Raw genomic sequence first — 22738 nt, forward strand, 5'->3', positions numbered from 1 at the left:
CAACTTTAGACCTGAAACTTTAAACAAAAAACATGCGTTGGACTATTAAACCAAAACCTTCGGAAGATAAAATCAAGCATTTGGCACAAGCCTTAAATGTGGAAGATTTTGTCGCTACCTTTTTAGTACAGCGCGGGATTGAAACTTTTGAAGACGCCAAGAACTTCTTTCGCCCGTCATTAGAACATTTGCATGATCCCTACCTAATGAAGGATATGGAGAAAGCGGTGGCCCGAATCGAATTAGCTATCGAAAATCAGGAAAATATTCTTGTTTTTGGTGATTATGATGTTGATGGAACAACTGCTGTTTCACTGGTCTCCTCCTATTTAAAAACCTATTATCCAAATGTTGCCACCTATATTCCGGATCGGTACGATGAGGGTTATGGGATTTCATTTAAAGGAATTGACTTTGCTGATGACAATGACATGACGCTAATCATCGCCTTAGATTGCGGTATAAAATCCATTGATCATGTGGGGTACGCCAAAGCAAGAAATATCGACTTCATCATCTGTGATCACCACAGACCCGGTAAAACCTTGCCCGATGCCGTTGCCATTTTGGACCCCAAAAGAGACGACTGCAGCTATCCTTATGATGAGCTATGTGGGTGCGGAATTGGATTCAAATTAATTCAGGCTTTAGGATCAAATCAAGGTCAGACAGTAGAAGATCTAACGTCTTATCTCGATTTAGTTGCCGCTGCCATCGCCGCTGATATCGTTCCGATGACTGGTGAAAACCGTGTACTAGCTTACTTTGGCCTGCAAGTGATTAATAGCGATCCAAGACCGGGGATCAAAGCTTTAGTTCATCAGGTGAAAAAACAAACCTTGGATATCACCGATGTTGTTTTTATCATCGCTCCAAGAATCAATGCCGCGGGACGCATCAAACACGGAAATCATGCCGTAGAACTATTAACAGAATTTGATTTTGAACAAGCACAGCAATTTGCTTCAGAAATAGAACAATACAATTCAGACCGTAAAGATTTAGACAAGCAAATCACCAAAGAGGCACTTTCGCAAATTATAGAAAACCAAGAAACAGAACGATCTACCTCTGTCGTCTATCAAGAAGACTGGCACAAAGGCGTAATTGGTATTGTGGCCTCCCGATTGATTGAAACCTATTACAGACCAACTTTGGTTTTTACCAAAAGCGGTGATAAATATGCCGCCTCGGCACGTTCCGTAAAAGGTTTTGACGTTTATAATGCTCTGGAAGCCTGCTCTGAACATTTGGAGCAATTTGGCGGACATATGTATGCAGCCGGAATGACATTGAAAGAAGAGAATTATTCCCTGTTTAAAGAAGCTTTTGAAAAGCAGGTGCAAAAGACGATTCATCCGGATTTGCTAATTCCAGAAATTGAGATTGATGCCGAAATAGATTTTGCAGATATTACCCCAAAACTAACCAGAATATTAAAACAGTTTGAACCTTTTGGTCCGCTGAACATGACCCCCGTGTTTCTCACAAAAAACATAAAAGATACCGGCTACGCTAAAAAACTAGGCGAAGACGATGCCCATTTAAAACTGTTTGTAAAACAAAATGGCTCCGAAGGCATACCAGCCATTGGTTTCGGATTAGGAAGCAAAATGGAATTAACTACAAATCAGAAGCCCTTCGAAGCGGTGTATTGCATTGATGAAAATGAATGGAATGGAAAGATTTCGATCCAATTGAGATTAAAAAACATTAAGTAATGAATACTCCCAAAATAAAGAAAGATCCTTACGCAGCACTTCGTTATAAAGAATTTAATACTTTTTTGTTATTACGTTTCGCGATGGTCTTTGCTTGGTCCATGCAATTTATCGTGATTGAATGGCAAGTTTACAGCATCACTAAAGATCCACTTTCATTAGGTATTATTGGATTGATGGAAGTTATACCCGCTATTTCCATGGCTTTATTTGCCGGACACATAGTAGATCAGAAAGAAAAAAAAGGGCTGCTAGTGAAATGTATTTTAGCTTTTTCGGTAATCAGTTTCGGTCTGTTTTTATTGACATGGCCTGCGGTAATAAGTGATTTTAGTACAAAGAGCATTTTATATTCTATTTATTTTCTCGTATTCTTAGGAGGATTAGTGAGAGCTTTTTTAGGCCCGACCATCTTTTCATTACTATCGTTATTGGTACCTAAAAAAGTATACCCCAATGCAGCAACTTGGAGTAGTTCCGTTTGGCAAATTGCCTCTGTTGTAGGACCGGCAGTTGCTGGATTCTCTATCACTTTGATTGGTGTACATTGGTCCATGTGTTCTGTTTTCGCCTGTTCTGTTTTTGCATTGTTGGCTTTATCGCAAATAGATAAAAAACCAATTTTAAATCCAAAAATTGGGGAACCTGTCATGCAGAGTCTGACCGAAGGAATAAAATTTGTATTCAATAATAAAACTATTTTAGGAGCGATTACTCTTGACATGGTTTCTGTTCTTTTTGGTGGAGCTATAGCGCTGTTGCCCATCTTTGCACAAGACATCTTAAAAGTAGGGCCGGAAGGCTTTGGTTTTTTGAGAGCAGCTCCAGCAGTAGGTGCCTTTTTGACCATGATTATCACCGCCTATGTTCCTTTGAGTAAAAATGCAGGAATTAAACTTTTGTCTGCCATCTTTGCTTTTGGAATCTGTATTATTGTATTTGGACTTTCCACGATTTTTTGGGTCTCGCTTCTGGCTTTATTCTTTAGTGGCGTATTCGATGGTATCTCAGTTGTAATTCGTCAAACGATTTTACAACTTAAAACTCCAGACCACATGCGCGGTAGGGTTTCGGCAGTAAATTCGATGTTTGTGGGTTCTTCAAACGAACTGGGCGCTTTTGAAAGTGGCGTTACCGCAAAATTAATGGGAACAGTTACCGCAGTAGTATTTGGCGGAAGCATGACTCTTTTAGTTGTTTTAACCACAGCTATTGTCTCTCCATCCTTCCGTAAACTGGATCTTACTAAAGATTTAGAGGAACACGAAAATCAAGAATAATTTTAATTATTTAGAATTGTTATAAATAATGTCTATATTTGTTTCAAACATTTTCTATATGCAAAAGATAAAACAAATATATTATAATGATTCAGGCACTTCTTTCTACTGGAGAAAAGAGAATGAAATATTAATCGACAAAGTACAATTGATCTTTAGAGAAACCGGCTTTTATTTTACCAAACAAGAACTACAACTATTTAAAAGTTGTATTGAAGAAAGTTACTCCTTAAATAGCTGTTGCGACGATTGTGAATTAAAAAATCAATGCCACAAGTTTTTACTTACAACACCTTGTTCTCAAATCGATTTAGCGGTTACCATGCAAGAATTAAATGCCGTAAAAGACTTGGTTGAAGGCACTTTGTTTAAAATTAATTTAGATGATTATTTGTATGGCGTGGGGATGAATTAATATTTTTTTATTTCGAATGTATCGCCATCGAAAACTCCATAAGTAAAATAGCTAATCCAGTCTCCCAGATTTACGTATTCTGAATTTTCTCCTACGCTCACTTTCATTGGTAAATGACGGTGTCCAAAAATAAGATAGTTGTAATGTTTGCTTTCCAATTTTCTTTTCGAATAAAGAATCAGCCATTCGTTGTCTTCACCTAGAAAAGTAACATCTTCATCACCCGAAATTAATTTATTTTTTACCGATAAATATTGTGCTAAACGAACACCAATATCTGGATGAAGCCATCTGAAGAGCCATTTAGAGAAAGGATTGGTAAACACTTTTTTCATTCGCTTGTACCCCATATCGCCAGGACCTTTTCCATCACCATGACCAATAAGGAATGTTTTATCCCCAAAAGTAAATTCTTGATTATCGTGATAAACAGGAATATTTAATTCTTTTTGGAAGTAATCTTCCATCCATAAATCGTGATTCCCTACAAAAAAATAGATTGGAATTCCGCTGTCTCTAATTTCGGCTAATTTTCCTAAAACCCGAACAAATCCCTTTGGAACAACCGTTTTATATTCAAACCAAAAATCAAACAAATCTCCTAACAGAAAAATCACTTCGGCATCTTCCTTTACTTCATCAAGCCAAGCCACAAATCGCTTTTCTCTTGGTAAACTAAGTTCTGCTGTTGGCGCACCAAAATGCTGATCGGAGGCAAAGTATATTTTTTTTTTGTTGGCTAAATGCATGAAGCTAAAGTATGAATTTTGAATTACAAATTATCGCTGGCGTACCATTCGGCAAAAGACGAATCTGTTTCTTGTAATTTTAAAGAAAAAAGTTTGATGTCTACGGGTAATCTACCAATTATTCTTTGGGCAAAATCAATTACCATATTTTCACTTGTAGGCTGGTAATCTACCAAAATAACATGATGTCCGCGGTTTTTTAATTCGTGCGCCAATTCCACATGAGGCGTGGTTTCATTAAAAACGGTGGCATGATCAAACTGATCCACGATTTCTTCTTTTACAATTTTTTTCAAGTCGGTAAAGTCAATCACCATTCCAAACTTTACGTCATTACGGTTCTCGATAGGACTCCCTATAACGGTTACAGACAATTTATAACTATGTCCGTGAACATTTTTACATTTGCCATCATACCCATATAGCGCATGACCGGTTTCGAAACTAAATTTTTTCGTAATTCTGATATTGCTCATTTCCGTTTAATTTTGGTTGCAAATTTAGTGAAAAATTAACCGTTTTTGTCTCTTTTTTTTGCAGAAGCATACATCCAATAAGCCAGACCTATCAAAACAACAAATGGAATGAAGGAACCAATAATCACTCCTATTTGGTAACTGCTGTCAGTTGCATTTTTTAATTTTTCGGCAATATTTACTTGTTGTACAAGAGCTGTAATTCTCATTTCCTATTATTTTTTAAATTGATTCAGAGCGTTTTTGGTAAAATCAGACAATACTAATTCTCCTGAAATCGCAGCTCTCTCCAGCAATAATGCATCCCAGCCTTCTGTTCCTTCCCAAATTATTTTTTTCATTTGAACTAAGGCTTCCGGATTGTACGAAGCTAACTTTGCAGTAAAATGAGCGAGATCAATATCTAATTCCGCCTGATTTTCTACTACTTTGGCGTAAAGCCCTTTGTCTTGAGCCCAATCTGTATTTTTCCATTCGGTAGCCGCAAGCGTCATCTCGGTCATTGCCGTTTTCCCTATTTTGCGGCTTACCGCAGGTTCAATCACAAATGGACCAATCCCTATAGCGAGTTCTGAAAGTTTTATTGCGCTGTCAATGGTCGCAAAAGCATAATCGCAGGCCGCAGCAATTCCTACGCCACCTCCAACTGCTTTCCCGTGAATACGTCCCACTATTATTTTAGAACACTTACGCATCGCATTTATTAAATTAGCGAATCCAGAGAAAAATTGCGTCCCTTCTTCCTGATTCGATACTGCCAAAAGTTCTTCAAAAGAAGCTCCGGCACAAAAAGCACCACTTCCTTCACTTCGCAAAACGATTACAGAAACAGCGGCATTAGTACTCAGTTGATTCAGCTCTGCGGTCAATGCATTTAACAATTGTCTTGGAAAAGAATTACTTGCCGGATGACCAAATTGCACCGTTGCAATTTTATTTTTAATTGTTGTAGTGAGTGAACCGGAATTATTTGATGCAGTCATTTTTATTTTTTACTGTAAAGTTAAAATTTTTATGAAGAAAGCAGCCTTTTTATCAGAACAGAAAGTTGTTTTTTATTTGTCAATTGAAAGCAAAATAATGTTATATTTGCGAAAGAATTGGGGGATTAGCTCATTTGGCTAGAGTGCTTGCCTGGCAGGCAAGAGGTGACGAGTTCGAATCTCGTATTCTCCACAAAACACAAACTCAAGTCAAACGACTTGAGTTTTTTTTATTTTAGAGCTATGTTTTACACTTATATTATTTTCTCTAAAACTTTAAATAAGTACTACACTGGTTCTTGTGAAAACATTGAAACTAGGCTTAATGACCGTTTAAATAGCAGAAGTAAATTTACCAAAACCGCCAAAGATTGAATACTTGTTTACTTTGAAACTTTTGACTCCTGGTCGTTAGCTGTAAAAAGAGAAATGGAAATTAAAAAAAAGAAAAGCAGAAAATATATTGAATTTATACTATCACAGAACTAAATTGACTAGAATATCCCGACGGATGTTTTCGTAAAATAAATTAAAAAAGGCTGTCTCAAAAAAATTGAGACAGCCTTTTTATTTAATAATTAACAATGTTTTATAATTAAAAGAATCCAACTGGTTCTTTGTCGTAAGAGATTAACATATTTTTTATAACACGGTAATGATCTAATGCCATTTTATGGTTTTCACGACCAAATCCTGATTCTTTAACACCACCAAAAGGAGCGTGAGCAGGATAAGTATTGTATTGGTTTACCCAAACTCTACCGGCTTGAATAGCACGTGGAACTTGGAATAATTCGTGAGCATCACGAGACCAAACACCCGCACCTAAGCCATAAGGCGTATCGTTTGCGATAGCAATAGCTTCTTCAGTAGAACTAAATGTTGTTAAAGCTACAACCGGTCCAAAAATTTCTTCTTGGAAGACACGCATATTGTTTGTTCCTTTTAATACCGTTGGTTGAACATAGTATCCTCCAGAAAGATCTCCTTCATAGTTACCCGCTTCTCCACCAGCTAATACAACTGCACCTTCTTCTTTACCGATATTGATATAGTTAAGTATTTTTTCGCATTGTGCTTTTGAAACTTGAGAACCAATCATTGTTTCTGGATCAAGTGGATTTCCTTTTTTAATTAGTTTTAAGCGCTCTTGCATTCTTTCGATAAAAAGATCAGCAATATCTTCATGAACTAGAATACGTGATGGAGTCGTACAAATTTCCCCTTGATTAAGTGCAAACATTAACGCACCTTCTATAGCTTTACTGAAGAATTTGTCGTCTTTAGCCGCTACAGATGGGAAGAAAATGTTTGGAGATTTTCCACCTAATTCCATAGTTACAGGAATAATGTTTTCTGCTGCATTGTGGTACACTTTACGACCTGTTTCAGTAGAACCAGTGAATGAAAGTTTAGCGATACGTTTTGAAGTTGCTAAAGCTTGTCCAGCTTCTGCACCAAAACCAGTTACGATGTTTAATACTCCTGCAGGTAAAATATCACCTATTAATTCCATCAACATGATTACACTTGTTGGTGTTTGTTCAGCTGGTTTTACAACTGCGGTACAACCTGCTGCTAAAGCTGGAGCAATTTTCCAAGCTAGCATTAACATTGGAAAATTCCAAGGAATAATTTCACCTACAACACCAATAGGCTCGTGTAAAACGATGCTTAAAGTATTTTTGTCATGCTCTGAAACACTTCCTTCGTCTGCACGGATAACACCTGCAAAATAACGAAAGTGATCAATACAATAAGGAATATCTGCTGCTCTTGATTCACGGATTGGTTTACCGTTATCAATAGTTTCTAAAGTTGCCAAGTACTCTAAGTTGTCTTCCATTACTTGCGCAATTTTTAACAACATATTACTACGTTCTGTTACTGAAGTTGTACTCCAAGAAGGGAACGCTTTGTGTGCTGCATCCAAAGCAAGGTCGATATCTTCTTGAGTCGAGCGAGCAGCTTGAGTAAAAACTTTACCGTCTACTGGTGAAACGTTGTCAAAATATTGTCCATTAATTGGAGCAACAAATTTACCATCAATAAAATTATCGTATCTTTCTTTAAAAACAGGTTTAGTTACATTTGCCATTATTTTATATTTTTTAAATTATATAGGTGTAATTATTTTCAAAAACACTTTGTTTTAATTACACTACAAATGTATGGCGCGAGTTAGCCAATCAAGTTATTGATATGGTTCAAAAACTTATGAAAAAAGTTCAAAGTTGTTGTTGCTGAAAAAAAAACACTTCAATACATGTTTAAACAGCTAAAAAACAGTGTTTTAAATATATTTAATCTCAACTCGAGACGTCTGTTGGACTAATTCCAAACTTGTTTTTAAAAGCTATACTAAAGTTAGACAGGTTGTTATAGCCAATATCTAAATAAATATCTGAAGCTTTTAACTCACCAGCTTGTAACAATTCTTTAGCTTTTTGTAGGCGCTTGTCTTGCAACCATTTGCCAGGAGCTTCATTATACTCTGAAGTAAAATGACGTTTAAAGGTCGATAGGCTCATATTACATAAAAACGCAATTTCTTCCAATTTTAAATTAGAATGGACATTACTTTCTACTATTTTTTTAAAGGGCGAAACCTCATTTGAAATTAAGGAGTGTAAATAATATTCAAATTCATCACCATATTTATTTAGCAAATACAGCATAATTTCTTCAAATTTCAAAACTAATAAAGCATCACTATAATTGTGATTTAAGAAGGTATTAGACGATAGTGAGTTTATAAAGGAAGCTATATAATCATCGTTTTCAATCACAAAATACGGAACTTCCTCCTTATAAGGCTTCACGTCATTAGTATATTTGCTTAAAAACTCGGTTAGTTTTTTCTCTGAAAAAAAGAAAAGCTTACAAAAATAAATCGCTTCTGTGTCGAGTAATTCTGTCCATAACCAATTTCCTTTTTTTAACAGTAAAGATTGCTTACTGTTTACCGCCATAGAGGTGTTTGCAAAATGCACTTGCTTCTTGCCTACCTGTAAAAAGCTAAACATATTCATTCTTAAATTGACTTTGCTTTTTACTACATCGCTCGTCATTTTAAAATCATATACAAATATATCTCTTGATGTATCCTTGTTTTGGAAATAAATCTCCGGTATGTTCTCTATTGGCATTTGACGCTTCTTAAAAGGGTTATTGTTCGAAATTAACTTGACTTATATCTTATTAAACTAACCAAAATTGATCCTGATTATACCATCACGATGTTAATTAAACAAATAAGAACCTCCGATCGACCCATAAAAATATCCCGTATTTATATTATTATACAACTCTTTGCTTCTGTACACAAAGGCGTAGGATAAATTAAGATTATTTTTTCGATATTTGAAACCGGCCTCTCCATTAAAACGAACGGGGATTAAATCAAAAGTCACCGAGCTATTATTATTAAAAAGACTTCCTTGTATTGTTGCATCGTACAGCTGGTACTTAATGCTAGGAGCAATATAAAAATAAAACTCTTCCACTACTCGCCCAGATGTACTCGAAACTGAGGCTCCGTATAAATTAGAATCATAAATAGGTGCTAATTTTTTGAATCCAATTCGAGTTAAAAAACCAGCAGATACGCTTGTGAAAATAGTTCCTAAATCTGCTTCTGATTGAAAATGAAAATCGACTTTATCCTTATTTAGTTTAGGAAGTAATTTATTGGAAAATAAAAAATGACTTTGTATAGCTAGCGTATTTGTAACTTGGGTCTCCCAACCGTAAACTTGTTTATAACTGAAAAACTTATGAAATCTTTTTTGTGTTTCTTCGGCAAATGATTTACTCCCCACGAAACCTAGCTCAATTCGACCTTTAAACACTGACTCATTTTTAAAAAAGAATCCTTTGTCTACTGCTCCAAAAAGATAGCCAGCAAAAGGGCGGTCAATTACTGCTACAGCTCCCTTATTTATGAATTGCGGATTATAGATATATTGACCAATTATAAATTCGATAATTTTTTTACTTACTTTCTTGTCGTCATTCTTTGCTAAAAAGCGGTAAAAAAATTCCAGACCATTCGTATAATATTTATCATTCTTAGAAGAGGTATATAAATCGTTTTCAGTTACCATACCTACTTCATTTGTGCTAGTCTGTCCTGAAAGAAAAGTAGTCGCCATAAACAATAGCATAATGCAGGTCTTTTTTAGCACGTTTTAGTATTTTATTTTCCCTACCGTACGCATCACCCGCATAATTTTTGTTTTCCTATTATTGATATAGGACGACGAACTAGTTGCTGTAAATTTTCTGGGATTAGGCAAAATCGCTGCTATTCCTGCAGCTTGAATGGGCGTCAAATCTTTGGCATCTTTTCTATACCAATGTTCAGCCGCTGCTTGTGCGCCATAAACTCCATTTCCCATTTCGATACTGTTTAAATATACTTCCATGATACGCTCTTTACCCCAGATAAATTCTATAAGAACCGTGAAGTAGGCTTCTAATCCTTTCCTTAAGTAACTACGCCCCTGCCATAGAAATACATTTTTGGCAGTTTGTTGCGATATGGTACTTCCTCCTTTAATTTTTCGACCCCGTTCATTCCCCTTGTATGCTTTTTGCATCGCTTTGAAATCAAATCCATTATGAACAAGAAAACTTCCGTCTTCGCTGGCAATAACTGCTTTCTGTAAGTTGATAGAAATATTCTCGATAGGCTCCCAATCATGGCTGAATGAGTTTTCTTTTTTATCAGCGCTATTCTCAATAGTACGTATCACCATCAAAGGAGTAAACGGAACGGGAACAAATTTATAAAGCACCACAAAAAACAAAGAGATTCCAAAGAACCACAATGCCACTTTAAACAAAAGCCGACTTACTATATTCATAAAACTACGGGTTTCTTTTTTTACCGGTTTTTTTGTCGGTTTCTTTCGAGTTATTTTTGTTGCCATTACACTAAATCTGCTAATTCTGTTCCTACTAAACTTCCAATCGCTACTCCCATTCCGCCAAGTCTCACGCCACAATAGACATTTTCAGACAATTGCGAAACGATAGGATTCTTGCTGTTGCCAATACCCATGATACCGCTCCAACGATGGGCGATTTCATACTTTTGATTGGGTAAAATTACTTCTTTTAATAATTGCTCCAACTTATTTTGCACAATTTCTGTCTGTGCGAACTCCGTTGTGTTTTCAGCATCAAAATCTAAATTTCTTCCGCCACCTAATAATATTCGGTCACCAATGTTTCTAAAATAATAGTAGCCACGATCCAAATGAAAAGTCCCCTTGATATCGAGGTTTTCAATTGGTTCTGTAATTAAAACCTGTGCTCTGGCTGGTCTTACAGCGCCATTCGTTAATTCATTTGAGAAACCATTTGTAGCAAAGAGTACTTTTTTTGACCTGAAACTAAAATCACTCAGTACAACTTCAACATCAGTTCCTTTATCTAAAAACGAAGTAACTGTCTGCTGATTTAAAATCAAGATATTATTGGATACAGCCTGTTTTAGTAACTCTTGCATCATACTCCCAGTATCAATCTGCGCTTCAAAAGGATTGAAAATTAAATGCTCTCGAATACCATTAAAACCAAAACGATCTAATTCTTTGGCAAACACATCCGATCTAAAAAGAGGTTTTAGAATCTCATTTATAAACGGTAATTTATTCACACACTCTTCATAGCAACTTTCATCTTCCTTTAAAAACAATTCATAGCCTCCATAAGGTTTGAAATCTATGGCTTCATCGCCAAGACGCTTGCGTAACAATCGCAGTCCTTCCCAGCGTTTTGTAACCAATTGAAAAACTTCCTCCGCCGAATGAGATTTTAAGTCGTCAATAATTTCAGAAATGCTTCCGAAGCAAGCAAAGCCAGCATTTTTAGTACTCGCACCATGAGGTAACATCCCTTTTTCCAGCACCAGTATTTTACTATCTGGGTATTTTTCGCGCAAACGTAAAGCAGCATGTAGCCCAACAATTCCGCTACCAACCACCGTATAATCAACCTTTGTAAACCAATTTTTTAACTCCCAATAACTTAACTGCATCTGAAAAATTTTTATAAAAATAATATTTTTAGTCAAGTAAACCGGCATGAAACTCATTTTTTACAATAATGATTGTCGAAAAGAGTTAACATAATCCACTGCGTATTTTTAGAATATTGTCGTAATTTAGAACTTTAAATTATACTATTCATTTTATGAAAAAAATACTTCTTACAACACTAACCATGATGAGTTTAAGTGCAATGGCCCAAAACGTAATGTCACCTGAAACCCTATGGAAACTGGGGCGAGTGAGCTCCTTAGGTATTTCTAAAGACACTAAAAATGTAGTTTACAAAGTAACTACTCCTTCTATTGAAGAAAACAAGTCTAATTCAAAATTTTACATCATTCCTATAAATGGTGGAATTCCAACTGAAGTTAAGGAAACAAAAGATTTAGTAAAAGATAAAAATATTTCGCCTGACGGGAAGTACCTTGTCTATAATGAAGAGGTGAAAATCAGCAATGTTCTTGGGAAAGATTTCTATCCTGACCTAGAAAAATCTGAAGCACAAATCTACGATGGTTTAGACTACCGCCACTGGGATACTTGGAACGAAGGAAAATTTAACCATGTTCTTTACAAAGAAAACACAGACGGAGCAGTGGGAACTGACATCATGGGCAAAGAAAATTTTGACAGTCCACAAAAGCCTTTCGGCGGAGATGAAGATTACATCTGGTCACCAGATAGTAAAAAAATTATTTATGTAAGCAAGAAAAAGGCGGGAAGTCAGTATGCCATTTCGACCAACACCAATATTTATGAATACAGCTTAGAGACTGGATTGACTACTAATAAAACGGAAGACAATCTAGGATATGATGTCGCTCCTCAATTTTCTCCTTCTGGAAACCTGACTTGGTTACAAATGAAACGCGAAGGCTATGAAGCTGATAAAAATGACATCATTGTTGATTTTAAAGGCATAAAAATGAATCTTACCTCTAATTGGGATGGTACAGTTGATCGTTTTATTTGGAGCAAAGATGGTAGCAAAGTCTATTTTACCGCTGCAATTGATGGAACAAAACAACTATTTGAAGTGAATTTTCCTGGAATGACTAGAATTGCAATAACTGTGCAACAGATTACAAAAGGAGATTTTGATGTAAACGACTTGATTGGATTTTCGGGTAACAGCATTCTTGTTACAAGAGCAGATATGAACCATGCTTCGGAGATTTTTTCTTTCGATCTAAAGAAAAACACTTGGAAACAAATCACCAATGTAAATTCAGCAATTTACGATTCATTGGCGTTAAGCAAAACAGAAAGAAGATATGTAACCACAACTGATGGTAAGAAAATGTTAGTGTGGGTAATTCTGCCGCCCAATTTTGATGCTACAAAAAAATATCCAACACTTTTATATTGTCAAGGAGGTCCACAAAGTGCATTGACACAATTCTATTCTTTCCGTTGGAATTTTCAATTAATGGCAGCCAATGGCTATATTGTTGTAGCACCCAATCGTCGTGGAATGCCAGGACATGGAGTAGAATGGAATGAACAAATTAGCAAAGACTGGGGCGGACAGGTAATGGACGATTACCTTTCGGCTATTGATGATGTAGCTAAAGAAAGTTATGTTGACAAAACTCGTTTAGGTTGCGTTGGCGCAAGTTATGGTGGCTATTCGGCATTTTACTTGTCCGGAATACACAATAATCGGTTTAAAACATTCATAGCTCATGATGGGGTTTTCAATACGCAAAGCATGTTTGGCACAACTGAAGAAGTTTTCTTCAGCAACTGGGATTTTGGCGGCCCGTATTGGGAAAAAGATAACGCTATAGCTCAAAAAACCTATACCACCTTCAACCCTATTAATTTAGTAGAAAAATGGAATACGCCAATCCTCATTATCCAAGGAGGAAAAGATTTCCGTGTGCCGATAGGACAAGGCCAAGAAGCTTTTCAAGCTGCACAATTGCGTGGAATAAAAAGCAGATTTTTATATTTTCCAGAAGAAAATCATTGGGTGTTAAAACCACAGAATGCCCAAGTTTGGCAAAAAGAATTTTTCAAATGGCTTAAAGAAACTTTGTAACGCAATCACAGGTGTTAAAGTCAACTGGATTATGTAACAATTTTAACTTTTGCCAAACAAATAATAAAATCTAAATAACAATAAATGTATAAATTTCAAAGCAAAAGCTTGTTCACTGCCTTAGCATTCTTGTTGGGCATGACCACGATCTCAGCCCAAGATGGACTGGTGAATTCATTAAAAGTAAATGCCAGCGCAAAAAGCGTCGAAAGTTTCAAATTTACAGACGTAATCAATCTTGCTAATACTTCCATAAAAAACCAAGGTTCATCAGGAACGTGCTGGAGCTATTCTACCAATTCTTATTTAGAGTCAGAAATGATTCGATTAGGAAAACAACCCGTTGAACTTTCCCAAGTTTTTTCGGCGCGAAATGCCTACGTAGAAAAAGGTAAAAACTATGTACGCATGCATGGAGCTGTAACTCTTGGAGACGGTGGAGAATTGCATGATGTAACTAATATGTTCAGAAAATATGGAGCTGTTCCCCAATCAGTTTATAGCGGATTGAATTACGGCACCACAAAAAATAAATTTGCCGAAATGGCAAGTTTAACTGAAGCGTTATTGACAGCAGTTGTAAAAAATCCTAATGGAGAACTTACTCCAAACTGGGAAAAAGCATATGCAGCAGTTATCGATTCATATCTTGGAGAGGTTCCGCAAAACTTTGACTATAAAGGAAAGAATTACACGCCTCAAACTTTTGCAAAAGAAGTTGTAGGGATTAACCCTGATGAATATATTGAATTTGCTTCCTATTCAACTGAGCCTTATTATGCAAAAACAATGATGATGGTTCCAGACAACTGGTCATTTGATTTAGTGTATAATGTAAAAATGAATGATATGACAACTATCATTGACAATGCATTAAAAAATGGATACACGGTCGCTTGGGCAACTGATGTCAGCGAGAAAAGCTTTAGTTGGAAAAATGGCGTTGCTTATATTCCCACAAAAAAGTTTGAGGATATGACAACAGAGGAAAAAGAGAATATGTTTAATGGTCCTAAACAAGAACTAGAAGTAACTGAAGAGATGCGTCAAAAAGCTTTTGACAACTACCAGACTACTGATGATCATGCTATGCATATTGTAGGACTTGCGAAAGATCAAACTGGAAAAGAATACTATATAGTTAAAAATTCTTGGGGAGCTACAAATGACTACAAAGGGTATTTATATGTAAGCAAGAATTTTGTTAAATATAAAACAACCTCTTTCATGGTAAACAAATCTGGAATTCCTGCTGATATTTCCAAAAAAATAGGTGTTTAATTTACAATACAAACTGCACATAAAATACAAACAATTTTAACCCGATACATTTAACGAATAACCAAAACTCTCTTATCTTAATCATTACAAGACAAAGAGAGTATAAGGTTAGCGCATTCTTTAAATAGTTAAAGGAAATAAAATAATACTATCTAAATCTACCCACCCTAATTCTAAAAAATGGGAAATAAGAACAGTAATATTCCTGTAAAAGTTTTAATTAGTTACCTTGCCCTGGCGGCGTTAGTGATTAGTGTGGGGTGGATTTTATATTCTGAAAATGTTGCTTACACCAATATTGAAAAAAAGATTGCCTTTGAAAAAAGTAAGATTTTAAAGGTTACTAAACTCTTTACTAACGTCTACAAAACAGAAAGTTTAGCTCGAAAGACAATCCAAACAAATGCTGAAGTTGACTTTAAGAATTACATTGTTGCAAGCAATTCGCTACTTCTTAGAATTGATTCGCTGAAAACATTAGTTTCAACAGATTATCAGATTAAACTATTAGATAGTGTAAACATATTACTATCTGAAAAAAACAATAACATAAGGCAACTAAAAGCCATTAAAAATAAAGCAACCGAAGAAGCTTCTGTCAACAATGCTATTGAAGAGCTAAGTAAGTTAGAATTTTCTTTAAGAAAACTGGAACTAGGCGATTTTACTAAAAACCCTAGACAATTAGGTACTTATCAACGTAATGTTTTACAGAAATATGTAGATTATCTCAATCAGAATATTCCTGATGATAGTACAAACACCCTTACTAAAAAAGCAACTGACTCTATTCTATCGGCTTCAAAAAGGCTACTTAGCAATGTAAAAAAAGAGACCGAGAAGAAGAAAGAATCCGTCAATCTTCAAGAGAATAAACTACTTACCAACGAAATCTTAATCTCAGAACAACTCCGTAAAGTACTTCGAATTATTGAACGAGAAATTATCATTTACTCCGTTCAGAATAATACTGAAAAGGAGCAATCGCTTAAAAAAATCAATCAAATTGTAACTGGAGCTGCCGTTACAGGACTGCTGCTTACTATCTTCTTTTCTATTCTAATTACTAGCGATTTTTCTAAAACACAATCGTATAAGAAACAATTAGAGGTTGCTAATTTTAAAACCAAGAATTTATTAAAAAGTAGAGAACAATTAATCTCAACAGTTAGCCACGATTTAAAAACGCCGTTGAGCACTATACTTGGTTATACAGAACTTCTATCCACTTCTAGTTTAACAAAAAAACAAGCTTACTTTACTCAAAATATTAAAAATTCATCCGAATATATTTCGCGATTAGTACAAGATTTACTTGATTTCTCACAAATTGAAGCTGGGAAAATTGCTATCGAGAAAACAAGCTTTATCCTTCCTGAAACTGTTGATGAAATTTCAAAAAACATACAATCTGTTTTTTCTAATAAAGACATTTTACTTATTCTTACATTTGATCCTGACTTAAACAAGCCCATAATTGGCGACCCCTTTCGATTAAAACAAGTCCTTACAAACTTGATAGGTAATGCCTATAAATTTACAGAAAGCGGATATATAAAAATCAATACCGGCATACTAAAAAACAAAGAACAGCTAGTTATAACAGTTGAAGATTCTGGAATAGGCATAGCGCAAGATAGCCAAGAATTAGTTTTTGAGGAATTTGCTCAGGCCAATGAAAACATAGAAAAAAAATACGGTGGAACTGGTCTAGGATTATCTATATCTAAAAAGATAATTATTTTATTAGATGGTGAACTTCGCTTAAAAGAAAGTTCAAATCAAGGGAGTATCTTTGAAATAACACTTCCGTTGAATTACGATAATCTCATTCCTAAGACGGAAGACGAAACGCGTATTGTAACCAACAGAATCACTAATAAAACCATTATAGTAGTTGATGACGACAAAGATTTGCTAACACTGAGTACTGAAGTTTTAAAACAAAATAGCTATACTGTTCTAGCATTTACCAATGTCCAAGAAGCATTAAAAACGGTTGAAAATAATGCCTTTGACCTTATTATAACTGACATTCAAATGCCTATTATGGACGGTTTTACTTTTGCGAAAGCAGTGCAAGAAACCCAAAATTATATCAACCAACCTATTGTTGCTGTAACTGGTCGAAGCGACTTAGGATTAGTGATGTATGAAAAAGCCGGATTTGCAACTGTTATAAAAAAACCTTTTTCAACAAAAACACTTTTGGTGACAATAGAAGCGATATTTAGCAAACAGGAAATCCCTTTTCAAGAAGAAGCGAAAACTATCAAGAATCCAAACGAATTATTTACATTAGAATCACTACAATCCTTCTTAGGAAACGATGAAGTAGCTGTAAAAAGTGTATTGTTTTCGTTTATAGAATCAACAAAAAGCAATCTTTTAATTCTAGAAGAAGCTATAAATAATAGTGATTTTGAAACGGTAAAAGCTACTGCACATCAAATGGCTCCCATGTTCAAACAAATAGAAGCTACAAAAATAGCCCGCATTTTAAATAATATAGAGTCGACTGATTATGACAAAAAAAAATTACAAACACTTTTTGAAAAAATAAGTCAAGATGTCGATTTACTAATCGTGGGGATCAAAAAAACAATTAATTAATATCATATAATTTCAATTTATTATACAAAGTTTTACGAGTTATTTTAAGGAGTTTAGCAGCCTCAGATTTGTTGTTTTGTGTTCTAGCTAATGCATTTACAATTGCATCTTTTTCATTTACAGACAATGAGAAATCACTACTGTTACTGTCCGTTTTTTGAAAAAATTCAATAGGTAAAACAGCCTCTTTAATAAAGTCTGTCTGCGTTAAGAGCGTAGCTCTTTTAACACAGTTTTGTAGTTCTCGTAAATTACCAGGCCATGGATATTTTTGAAAAATAGCTACAACTTCAGGCGAAAAACCTATTACTTCTTTGTTTAATTGTTCGTTTGCTTTTTGAAGAAAAAACTCAGCAAACAACATCAAATCTTCTTCCCGTTCTGACAGCGCTGGCGAATGAATAGAAAATTCATTGATTCGATGGTACAAATCTTCTCTAAAGTCTCCATTCTTAACTGCTTCCCTTAAGTCTTCATTGGTAGCCGTCAGGATTCGGATATCTACTTTTATTTCTTTATTGCTCCCTACAGGTTTTATCTTGCGCTCTTGTAAAGCTCTTAATAATTGAATTTGGTTTTCATAAGACAAATTACCTATTTCGTCTAAAAATACTGTACCGCCATTTGCAGCTTCAAAATAGCCTATTTTATCAGATATAGCGCCTGTGAAAGAGCCCTTTAGATGACCAAAGAATTCACTTGCAGCAAGTTCTTTCGGAATTGCTCCACAATCAACAGCTATAAAATTATTGTTATTACGAAGACTTTGCTGATGGATACTTTTTGCAATAATTTCTTTCCCAGTACCACTTTCGCCAATTATTAACACTGACATATCGGTTGGACTCACCAGATTTATATATTCAGCTAGTTTAATAGACGCTTTAGAAATTCCTTTGACAAATTCTTCTTTAGAATCTGTTTTAGATTTAACCGTTTTCTTTGGTATTGGATCCAAAACATCTTCAGATTCCAATGCATTTTTAATAACAAGTAATACTTCCTCAGGATTAAATGGTTTCGAAATATAATCTGTAGCGCCATTTTTTATAGCTTTTACAGCAGTATTAACATCTGCGTATCCAGTCATTAAAATCACCGGAACATCAGGAAACGCCGATTTAATTTCGGTCATAAGTCCAATGCCATCATCATCTGGCAAACGCAAATCAGTTAGAACCAAGTCAAAAGTTTCCTTTTTTACTGCATTTCTAGCTTCGGTAGCAGAAAATGAAGTAGTAACGGCATAACTATTTTTGATTAGAAACTTTTCTAATAGTTTGCAAAATGAAATATCATCTTCAATTAATAAAATTTTCGGCATTATTGGGCTACATTTTATGCTAAAATAAGGCTAATAAAATTGTCTTTTCATAAAAATATTACAAAAAAAAGAGAAGCCACATGAAGTAACTTCTCTTTTTCAAATCTCTATTCTAGTATTATTATTTATAACCAATTACCATTGACACCTGCCGAAACAGTAGCCTTCTGGTCTTGTACTATAATTATCGAAATTGATTCTTAAAAGTTTCCTCAAAAACTTAGAATTAAAATTCTTAAACTATTATTACAAGTAAGATTTTTATTTATTAGAATTCCTATTTTTTAAGAATTGTACCGTTTGCATCTGTGAAGATGGTCGCGGTTGACTCAGTTGTTTTTACTTCAAGCTTAAATTCTTTGCTTTCATTTGTATACGCTTTTTCTATCACTGCTCCTGGAAGTGCGCTTTCAACAGCTGCTTTTACTGCATCAGGTACCGCATCTAGTCCAATTTCAGCATACTCGTCTTGTAACATCACTTCACTAACAGAAACTACTGTTGGTGCTATTGTGTTATTTGCGAATGTTGATAAACTTCCTAAAAGAATTGCTGCTGATAATATTAACTTTTTCATAATATGTGTGTTTATTTGTTTGTGAAATATTTATTTTAATAATGCTTATTTTTGAATCCAATTTCCGTTTTCGTCAGCAAATAAAGATCCTTCTTTATCTCCCATCTTAACATCTAATTTATATTCTTTGGTTTCACTAACATAAGCTTTACTGATTACTGCGTCAGGATATGCTGCTTTAAGTGCATCTGTAACTGCTGCTGGCAATTCTTCAATTTTGATTTCTGTATACTCATCTGCAATAGTGATTACTTTTTCAACTGAATTTTGAACTGGTGCGATAGCAGCGAATGTTGATAAACTTCCTAAAAGAACCGCTGCTGATAAAATTAACTTTTTCATAATATGTGTGTTTTATTTGTTATCGTATGTTGTTGTTATGTTATTGTTGAATCCATTTTCCGTTTGCATCTGCAAATAAAGATCCTTCTTGATCACCTGTTTTAATATCAATACGATACTCTTTTTTTTCGTTCACAAAAGCCTTGCTAATTACGGCGTCAGGGTAAGCTGTTTTAAGCGCGTCTGTTACCGTTACTGGCAATTCTTCTATTTTTATTTCTGTGTACTCATCTGCAATAGTGATTACTTTTTCTACTGAATTTTGAACTGGTGCGATAGCAGCGAATGTTGATAAACTTCCTAAAAGAACTGCTGCTGATAATATTAACTTTTTCATAATATGCGTGTTTTATAAATTATTGTAAGTTGCTTTAATTCTACTTGTTTTATTATTATTTCTGAATCCACTTTCCGTTTTCGTCAGCAAATACTGAACCTTGCTTATCACCCATAGTGACATCTAATTTGTACTCTTTGTTTTCATTAACATAAGCTTTATTAATCACCGCTTCTGGATAAGCCGTTTTTAATGCTGTTGTAACCGCTGATGGTAATTCTTCAATTTTAATTTCAGTGAATTCGTGTGCAGTAGTGATTACCTTCTCAACTGAATTTTGAATTGGTTCGATAGCTGCAAAAGTTGATAAACTTCCTAAAAGAACCGCTGCTGATAATACTAACTTTTTCATGATATTTGTGTTTATTAATTATTGTATCGTTGTTTTACACATCAGATAAAGAAATTATTGTGCCGTGAAAATAAAAAAATAAAGTTTTCCACACAACAACTGATAACCAGCTGCTTATGTATTCACACCGATTTGAAAATCCGATACTAAGTTGTGTACTTTACGAGTAAAGTGTATACTTTTTACCCATTTCAATAAAAAATAAACATAAAAAAAGCCATACATTGCTGTATGGCTTTTTAAAAAATATTGAAATAAACTATTCTGGAGAAATCATTTTAAACGTATCCATAAAAGCAGTAGTGTAATCTCCTGCTATATAACGAGGATCATCCATTAATTGTCTGTGAAAAGGTATTGTAGTTTTTATTCCTTCAATTACAAATTCATCCAGTGCTCTTCTCATTTTGCTAATTGCTTCCTCGCGAGATTGGGCAGTAGTAATCAGTTTTGCAATCATGGAATCGTAATTTGGCGGAATAGTATACCCTGAATACACATGAGTATCTAATCGAACTCCGTGTCCTCCTGGCATATGAAGTGTCGTTATTTTTCCTGGAGACGGTCTAAAGTCATTATAAGGATCTTCAGCATTAATACGACATTCGATAGCATGCAACTGAGGTAAATAATTCTTACCTGAAATAGGCACTCCTGCCGCTACTAAAATTTGTTCGCGAATCAAATCATAATCAATAACCTGCTCTGTGATTGGGTGCTCTACCTGAATACGGGTATTCATTTCCATGAAGTAGAAATTACGATGTTTGTCCACCAAAAATTCTACCGTTCCCGCACCTTCGTATTTGATATATTCAGCTGCTTTCACTGCTGCTTCACCCATTTTCAAACGCAATTCGTCTGTCATAAATGGAGAAGGAGTTTCTTCAGTCAATTTTTGATGACGTCTTTGTACAGAACAGTCTCTTTCAGAAAGATGACATGCTTTTCCGTATGAATCACCAATAACTTGAATCTCGATATGACGTGGCTCTTCGATTAGTTTTTCAAGATACATTCCGTCATTACCAAAAGCAGCGGCAGATTCCTGACGGGCACCATCCCATGCTTTAAGTAAATCTTCTTCTTTCCAAACTGCACGCATTCCTTTACCCCCACCGCCGGCAGTAGCCTTAAGCATTACTGGGTAACCAAAAGACTGTGCTAATTCTTGAGCTTGTTCGAATGACTCTAAAATACCTACTGAACCAGGAACAACAGGAACACCTGCTTCGATCATCGTGGCTTTTGCAGATGCTTTATCACCCATTCTGTCAATCATCTCCGGAGAAGCTCCTATGAATTTAATCCCGTGCTCCTGACATATTTTTGAAAATTTTGAATTTTCTGAAAGAAAGCCATATCCTGGATGTATCGCATCTGCATTTGTAATTTCTGCAGCGGCAATAATATTTGACATTTTCAAATAGGACAAATTGCTTGGAGGCGGTCCTATGCAAACAGCTTCATCAGCAAACCTTACGTGTAAACTTTCTACATCGGCAGTAGAATAAACAGCCACGGTTTTAATGCCCATTTCTTTACACGTTCTAATTATACGAAGTGCAATCTCTCCCCTATTTGCAATTAATATTTTTTTAAACATCTCTTTTAAATTTAAAATTTAAATAACAAACTCGAAATTCCAAATCTCCTGAATTAAAATCCGGAATTTAAAATATTGAAATTTAAACTGTTATGATGGATCTACTAAGAATAAAGGTTGGTCAAATTCTACCGGTGACATATCGTCAACCAATATTTTTACAATTTTACCAGAAACTTCAGATTCAATTTCGTTAAATAATTTCATCGCTTCAATTACACAAAGAACATCTCCTTTTCCAATAGTAGTTCCTACTTCCACAAACATAGCTTTGTCTGGAGATGGTTTTCTATAAAAAGTCCCAATAATTGGCGACTTTATAGTAATGTATTTGTTTTCTTCTACAACAGGAGCCTCTACAACAGCTGCAACTGGCGCAGCATTTTGAATAGGCATTGCTTGCTGAAGTTGATTGTGAGCCGGCATTTGTTGCACATACGTTGTCTCTGTTGTGCTGCCTTCTAACGTTGTTCTAATGGTGATTTTAACATCATCCATTTCCAATTTAACTTCTGCAACTCCTGAATTTGCTACAAATTTGATTAGGTTCTGAATTTCTTTTAAATCCATAATTATTTG

Annotated in this window: 23 protein-coding genes and 1 tRNA gene; 8 read left to right on the plus strand and 16 right to left on the minus strand. The window is 35.0% G+C overall.

Going from position 1 to position 22738, the window contains the following annotated elements; all coding sequences use genetic code 11:
- Nucleotides 1-32: 32 nt before the first annotated feature.
- From recJ to AC4PRO_RS10590, 3 genes are read left to right on the plus strand one after another with little or no spacing between them, the layout of a single operon-like run.
- A complete protein-coding gene (gene recJ, locus AC4PRO_RS10580) occupies nucleotides 33-1721 on the plus strand; it encodes a single-stranded-DNA-specific exonuclease RecJ (protein ID WP_492117323.1) in 1689 nt (562 codons plus the stop codon).
- Nucleotides 1721-3001, plus strand: coding sequence for an MFS transporter (locus AC4PRO_RS10585; protein WP_492117324.1), 1281 nt, complete (start codon nucleotides 1721-1723; stop codon nucleotides 2999-3001). Before recJ ends, AC4PRO_RS10585 begins: the two co-directional genes overlap by 1 nt.
- A gap of 58 nt (nucleotides 3002-3059) precedes the next feature.
- Complete coding sequence (locus AC4PRO_RS10590; RefSeq protein WP_074721152.1) at nucleotides 3060-3416, plus strand: hypothetical protein; 357 nt, start codon at nucleotides 3060-3062, stop codon at nucleotides 3414-3416.
- On the opposite strand, the gene AC4PRO_RS10595 is transcribed toward AC4PRO_RS10590, so the two are convergent.
- From AC4PRO_RS10595 to AC4PRO_RS10610, 4 genes are read right to left on the minus strand one after another with little or no spacing between them, the layout of a single operon-like run.
- The gene (locus AC4PRO_RS10595) at nucleotides 3413-4165 is read right to left on the minus strand and encodes a UDP-2,3-diacylglucosamine diphosphatase (protein WP_074720756.1); all 753 of its coding nucleotides are present in this window, start codon (nucleotides 4163-4165) and stop codon (nucleotides 3413-3415) included. The genes AC4PRO_RS10590 and AC4PRO_RS10595 overlap by 4 nt on opposite strands.
- Before the next feature lie 23 nt (nucleotides 4166-4188).
- Nucleotides 4189-4641, minus strand: a complete 453-nt coding sequence (locus AC4PRO_RS10600; RefSeq protein WP_074720754.1) for a 6-pyruvoyl trahydropterin synthase family protein — start codon at nucleotides 4639-4641, stop codon at nucleotides 4189-4191.
- Between the two features lie 35 nt (nucleotides 4642-4676).
- Entirely contained in the window at nucleotides 4677-4850 is a 174-nt protein-coding gene (locus AC4PRO_RS10605; protein ID WP_175460250.1) for a hypothetical protein, read from the minus strand.
- 6 nt (nucleotides 4851-4856) lie between these two features.
- Nucleotides 4857-5624, minus strand: a complete 768-nt coding sequence (locus AC4PRO_RS10610) for an enoyl-CoA hydratase/isomerase family protein (RefSeq protein ID WP_492117325.1) — start codon at nucleotides 5622-5624, stop codon at nucleotides 4857-4859.
- Nucleotides 5625-5743: 119 nt separating this feature from the next.
- Here AC4PRO_RS10610 and AC4PRO_RS10615 point away from each other — a divergent pair.
- Both AC4PRO_RS10615 and AC4PRO_RS10620 read left to right on the plus strand, forming a co-directional pair.
- Nucleotides 5744-5817, plus strand: a tRNA-Ala gene (locus AC4PRO_RS10615).
- A gap of 50 nt (nucleotides 5818-5867) precedes the next feature.
- Nucleotides 5868-5999 carry a GIY-YIG nuclease family protein gene (locus AC4PRO_RS10620; protein ID WP_492117326.1) on the plus strand — a complete coding sequence of 44 codons (132 nt, stop codon included), beginning with the start codon at nucleotides 5868-5870 and terminating at the stop codon, nucleotides 5997-5999.
- 220 nt (nucleotides 6000-6219) lie between these two features.
- Here AC4PRO_RS10620 and AC4PRO_RS10625 read toward each other — a convergent pair whose 3' ends face one another.
- The 5 genes from AC4PRO_RS10625 to AC4PRO_RS10645 form a co-directional block, all read right to left on the minus strand.
- Nucleotides 6220-7722, minus strand: a complete 1503-nt coding sequence (locus tag AC4PRO_RS10625; RefSeq protein ID WP_492117327.1) for an aldehyde dehydrogenase family protein — start codon at nucleotides 7720-7722, stop codon at nucleotides 6220-6222.
- 211 nt (nucleotides 7723-7933) lie between these two features.
- Nucleotides 7934-8773, minus strand: a complete 840-nt coding sequence (locus AC4PRO_RS10630; RefSeq protein WP_074720748.1) for a helix-turn-helix domain-containing protein — start codon at nucleotides 8771-8773, stop codon at nucleotides 7934-7936.
- Between the two features lie 93 nt (nucleotides 8774-8866).
- Nucleotides 8867-9811: a lipid A deacylase LpxR family protein gene (locus AC4PRO_RS10635; protein WP_492117328.1), complete on the minus strand. Its 945-nt coding sequence runs from the start codon at nucleotides 9809-9811 to the stop codon at nucleotides 8867-8869.
- A 3-nt stretch (nucleotides 9812-9814) separates the two neighbouring features.
- Entirely contained in the window at nucleotides 9815-10558 is a 744-nt protein-coding gene (gene mtgA / locus AC4PRO_RS10640) for a monofunctional biosynthetic peptidoglycan transglycosylase (RefSeq protein WP_074720743.1), read from the minus strand.
- Nucleotides 10558-11670 carry an NAD(P)/FAD-dependent oxidoreductase gene (locus AC4PRO_RS10645; protein ID WP_492117329.1) on the minus strand — a complete coding sequence of 371 codons (1113 nt, stop codon included), beginning with the start codon at nucleotides 11668-11670 and terminating at the stop codon, nucleotides 10558-10560. The genes mtgA and AC4PRO_RS10645 overlap by 1 nt, the downstream gene beginning before the upstream one ends.
- 155 nt (nucleotides 11671-11825) lie before the next feature.
- Between AC4PRO_RS10645 and AC4PRO_RS10650 the strand changes: the two genes are divergently transcribed.
- The 3 genes from AC4PRO_RS10650 (at nucleotide 11826) to AC4PRO_RS10660 (ending at nucleotide 17621) form a co-directional block, all read left to right on the plus strand.
- Entirely contained in the window at nucleotides 11826-13727 is a 1902-nt protein-coding gene (locus AC4PRO_RS10650) for a S9 family peptidase (protein WP_492117330.1), read from the plus strand.
- Nucleotides 13728-13811: 84 nt separating this feature from the next.
- Nucleotides 13812-15008, plus strand: coding sequence for a C1 family peptidase (locus AC4PRO_RS10655; RefSeq protein WP_492117331.1), 1197 nt, complete (start codon nucleotides 13812-13814; stop codon nucleotides 15006-15008).
- A 180-nt stretch (nucleotides 15009-15188) separates the two neighbouring features.
- Nucleotides 15189-17621: a hybrid sensor histidine kinase/response regulator gene (locus tag AC4PRO_RS10660; protein ID WP_492117332.1), complete on the plus strand. Its 2433-nt coding sequence runs from the start codon at nucleotides 15189-15191 to the stop codon at nucleotides 17619-17621.
- Here the strand turns inward: AC4PRO_RS10660 and AC4PRO_RS10665 are convergent.
- The 7 genes from AC4PRO_RS10665 to accB all read right to left on the minus strand — a co-directional run bounded on the left by AC4PRO_RS10665 (nucleotide 17614) and on the right by accB (nucleotide 22729).
- Nucleotides 17614-18945: a sigma-54-dependent transcriptional regulator gene (locus AC4PRO_RS10665; protein WP_492117333.1), complete on the minus strand. Its 1332-nt coding sequence runs from the start codon at nucleotides 18943-18945 to the stop codon at nucleotides 17614-17616. The two genes, AC4PRO_RS10660 and AC4PRO_RS10665, sit on opposite strands and share 8 nt — an antisense overlap.
- A gap of 277 nt (nucleotides 18946-19222) precedes the next feature.
- The gene (locus AC4PRO_RS10670) at nucleotides 19223-19522 is read right to left on the minus strand and encodes a hypothetical protein (RefSeq protein ID WP_074720733.1); all 300 of its coding nucleotides are present in this window, start codon (nucleotides 19520-19522) and stop codon (nucleotides 19223-19225) included.
- Between the two features lie 45 nt (nucleotides 19523-19567).
- Nucleotides 19568-19864, minus strand: a complete 297-nt coding sequence (locus AC4PRO_RS10675; RefSeq protein WP_074720731.1) for a hypothetical protein — start codon at nucleotides 19862-19864, stop codon at nucleotides 19568-19570.
- Between the two features lie 40 nt (nucleotides 19865-19904).
- Nucleotides 19905-20201: a hypothetical protein gene (locus AC4PRO_RS10680; RefSeq protein WP_074720729.1), complete on the minus strand. Its 297-nt coding sequence runs from the start codon at nucleotides 20199-20201 to the stop codon at nucleotides 19905-19907.
- A 55-nt stretch (nucleotides 20202-20256) separates the two neighbouring features.
- Nucleotides 20257-20553: a hypothetical protein gene (locus AC4PRO_RS10685; protein ID WP_492117334.1), complete on the minus strand. Its 297-nt coding sequence runs from the start codon at nucleotides 20551-20553 to the stop codon at nucleotides 20257-20259.
- 259 nt (nucleotides 20554-20812) lie between these two features.
- The gene (gene accC / locus AC4PRO_RS10690; RefSeq protein WP_074720725.1) at nucleotides 20813-22159 is read right to left on the minus strand and encodes an acetyl-CoA carboxylase biotin carboxylase subunit; all 1347 of its coding nucleotides are present in this window, start codon (nucleotides 22157-22159) and stop codon (nucleotides 20813-20815) included.
- Nucleotides 22160-22249: 90 nt separating this feature from the next.
- Complete coding sequence (gene accB, locus AC4PRO_RS10695; RefSeq protein ID WP_492117335.1) at nucleotides 22250-22729, minus strand: acetyl-CoA carboxylase biotin carboxyl carrier protein; 480 nt, start codon at nucleotides 22727-22729, stop codon at nucleotides 22250-22252.
- Nucleotides 22730-22738: the final 9 nt, after the last annotated feature.

The sequence above is a fragment of the Flavobacterium sp. DW-iso2 genome, assembly GCF_058725285.1.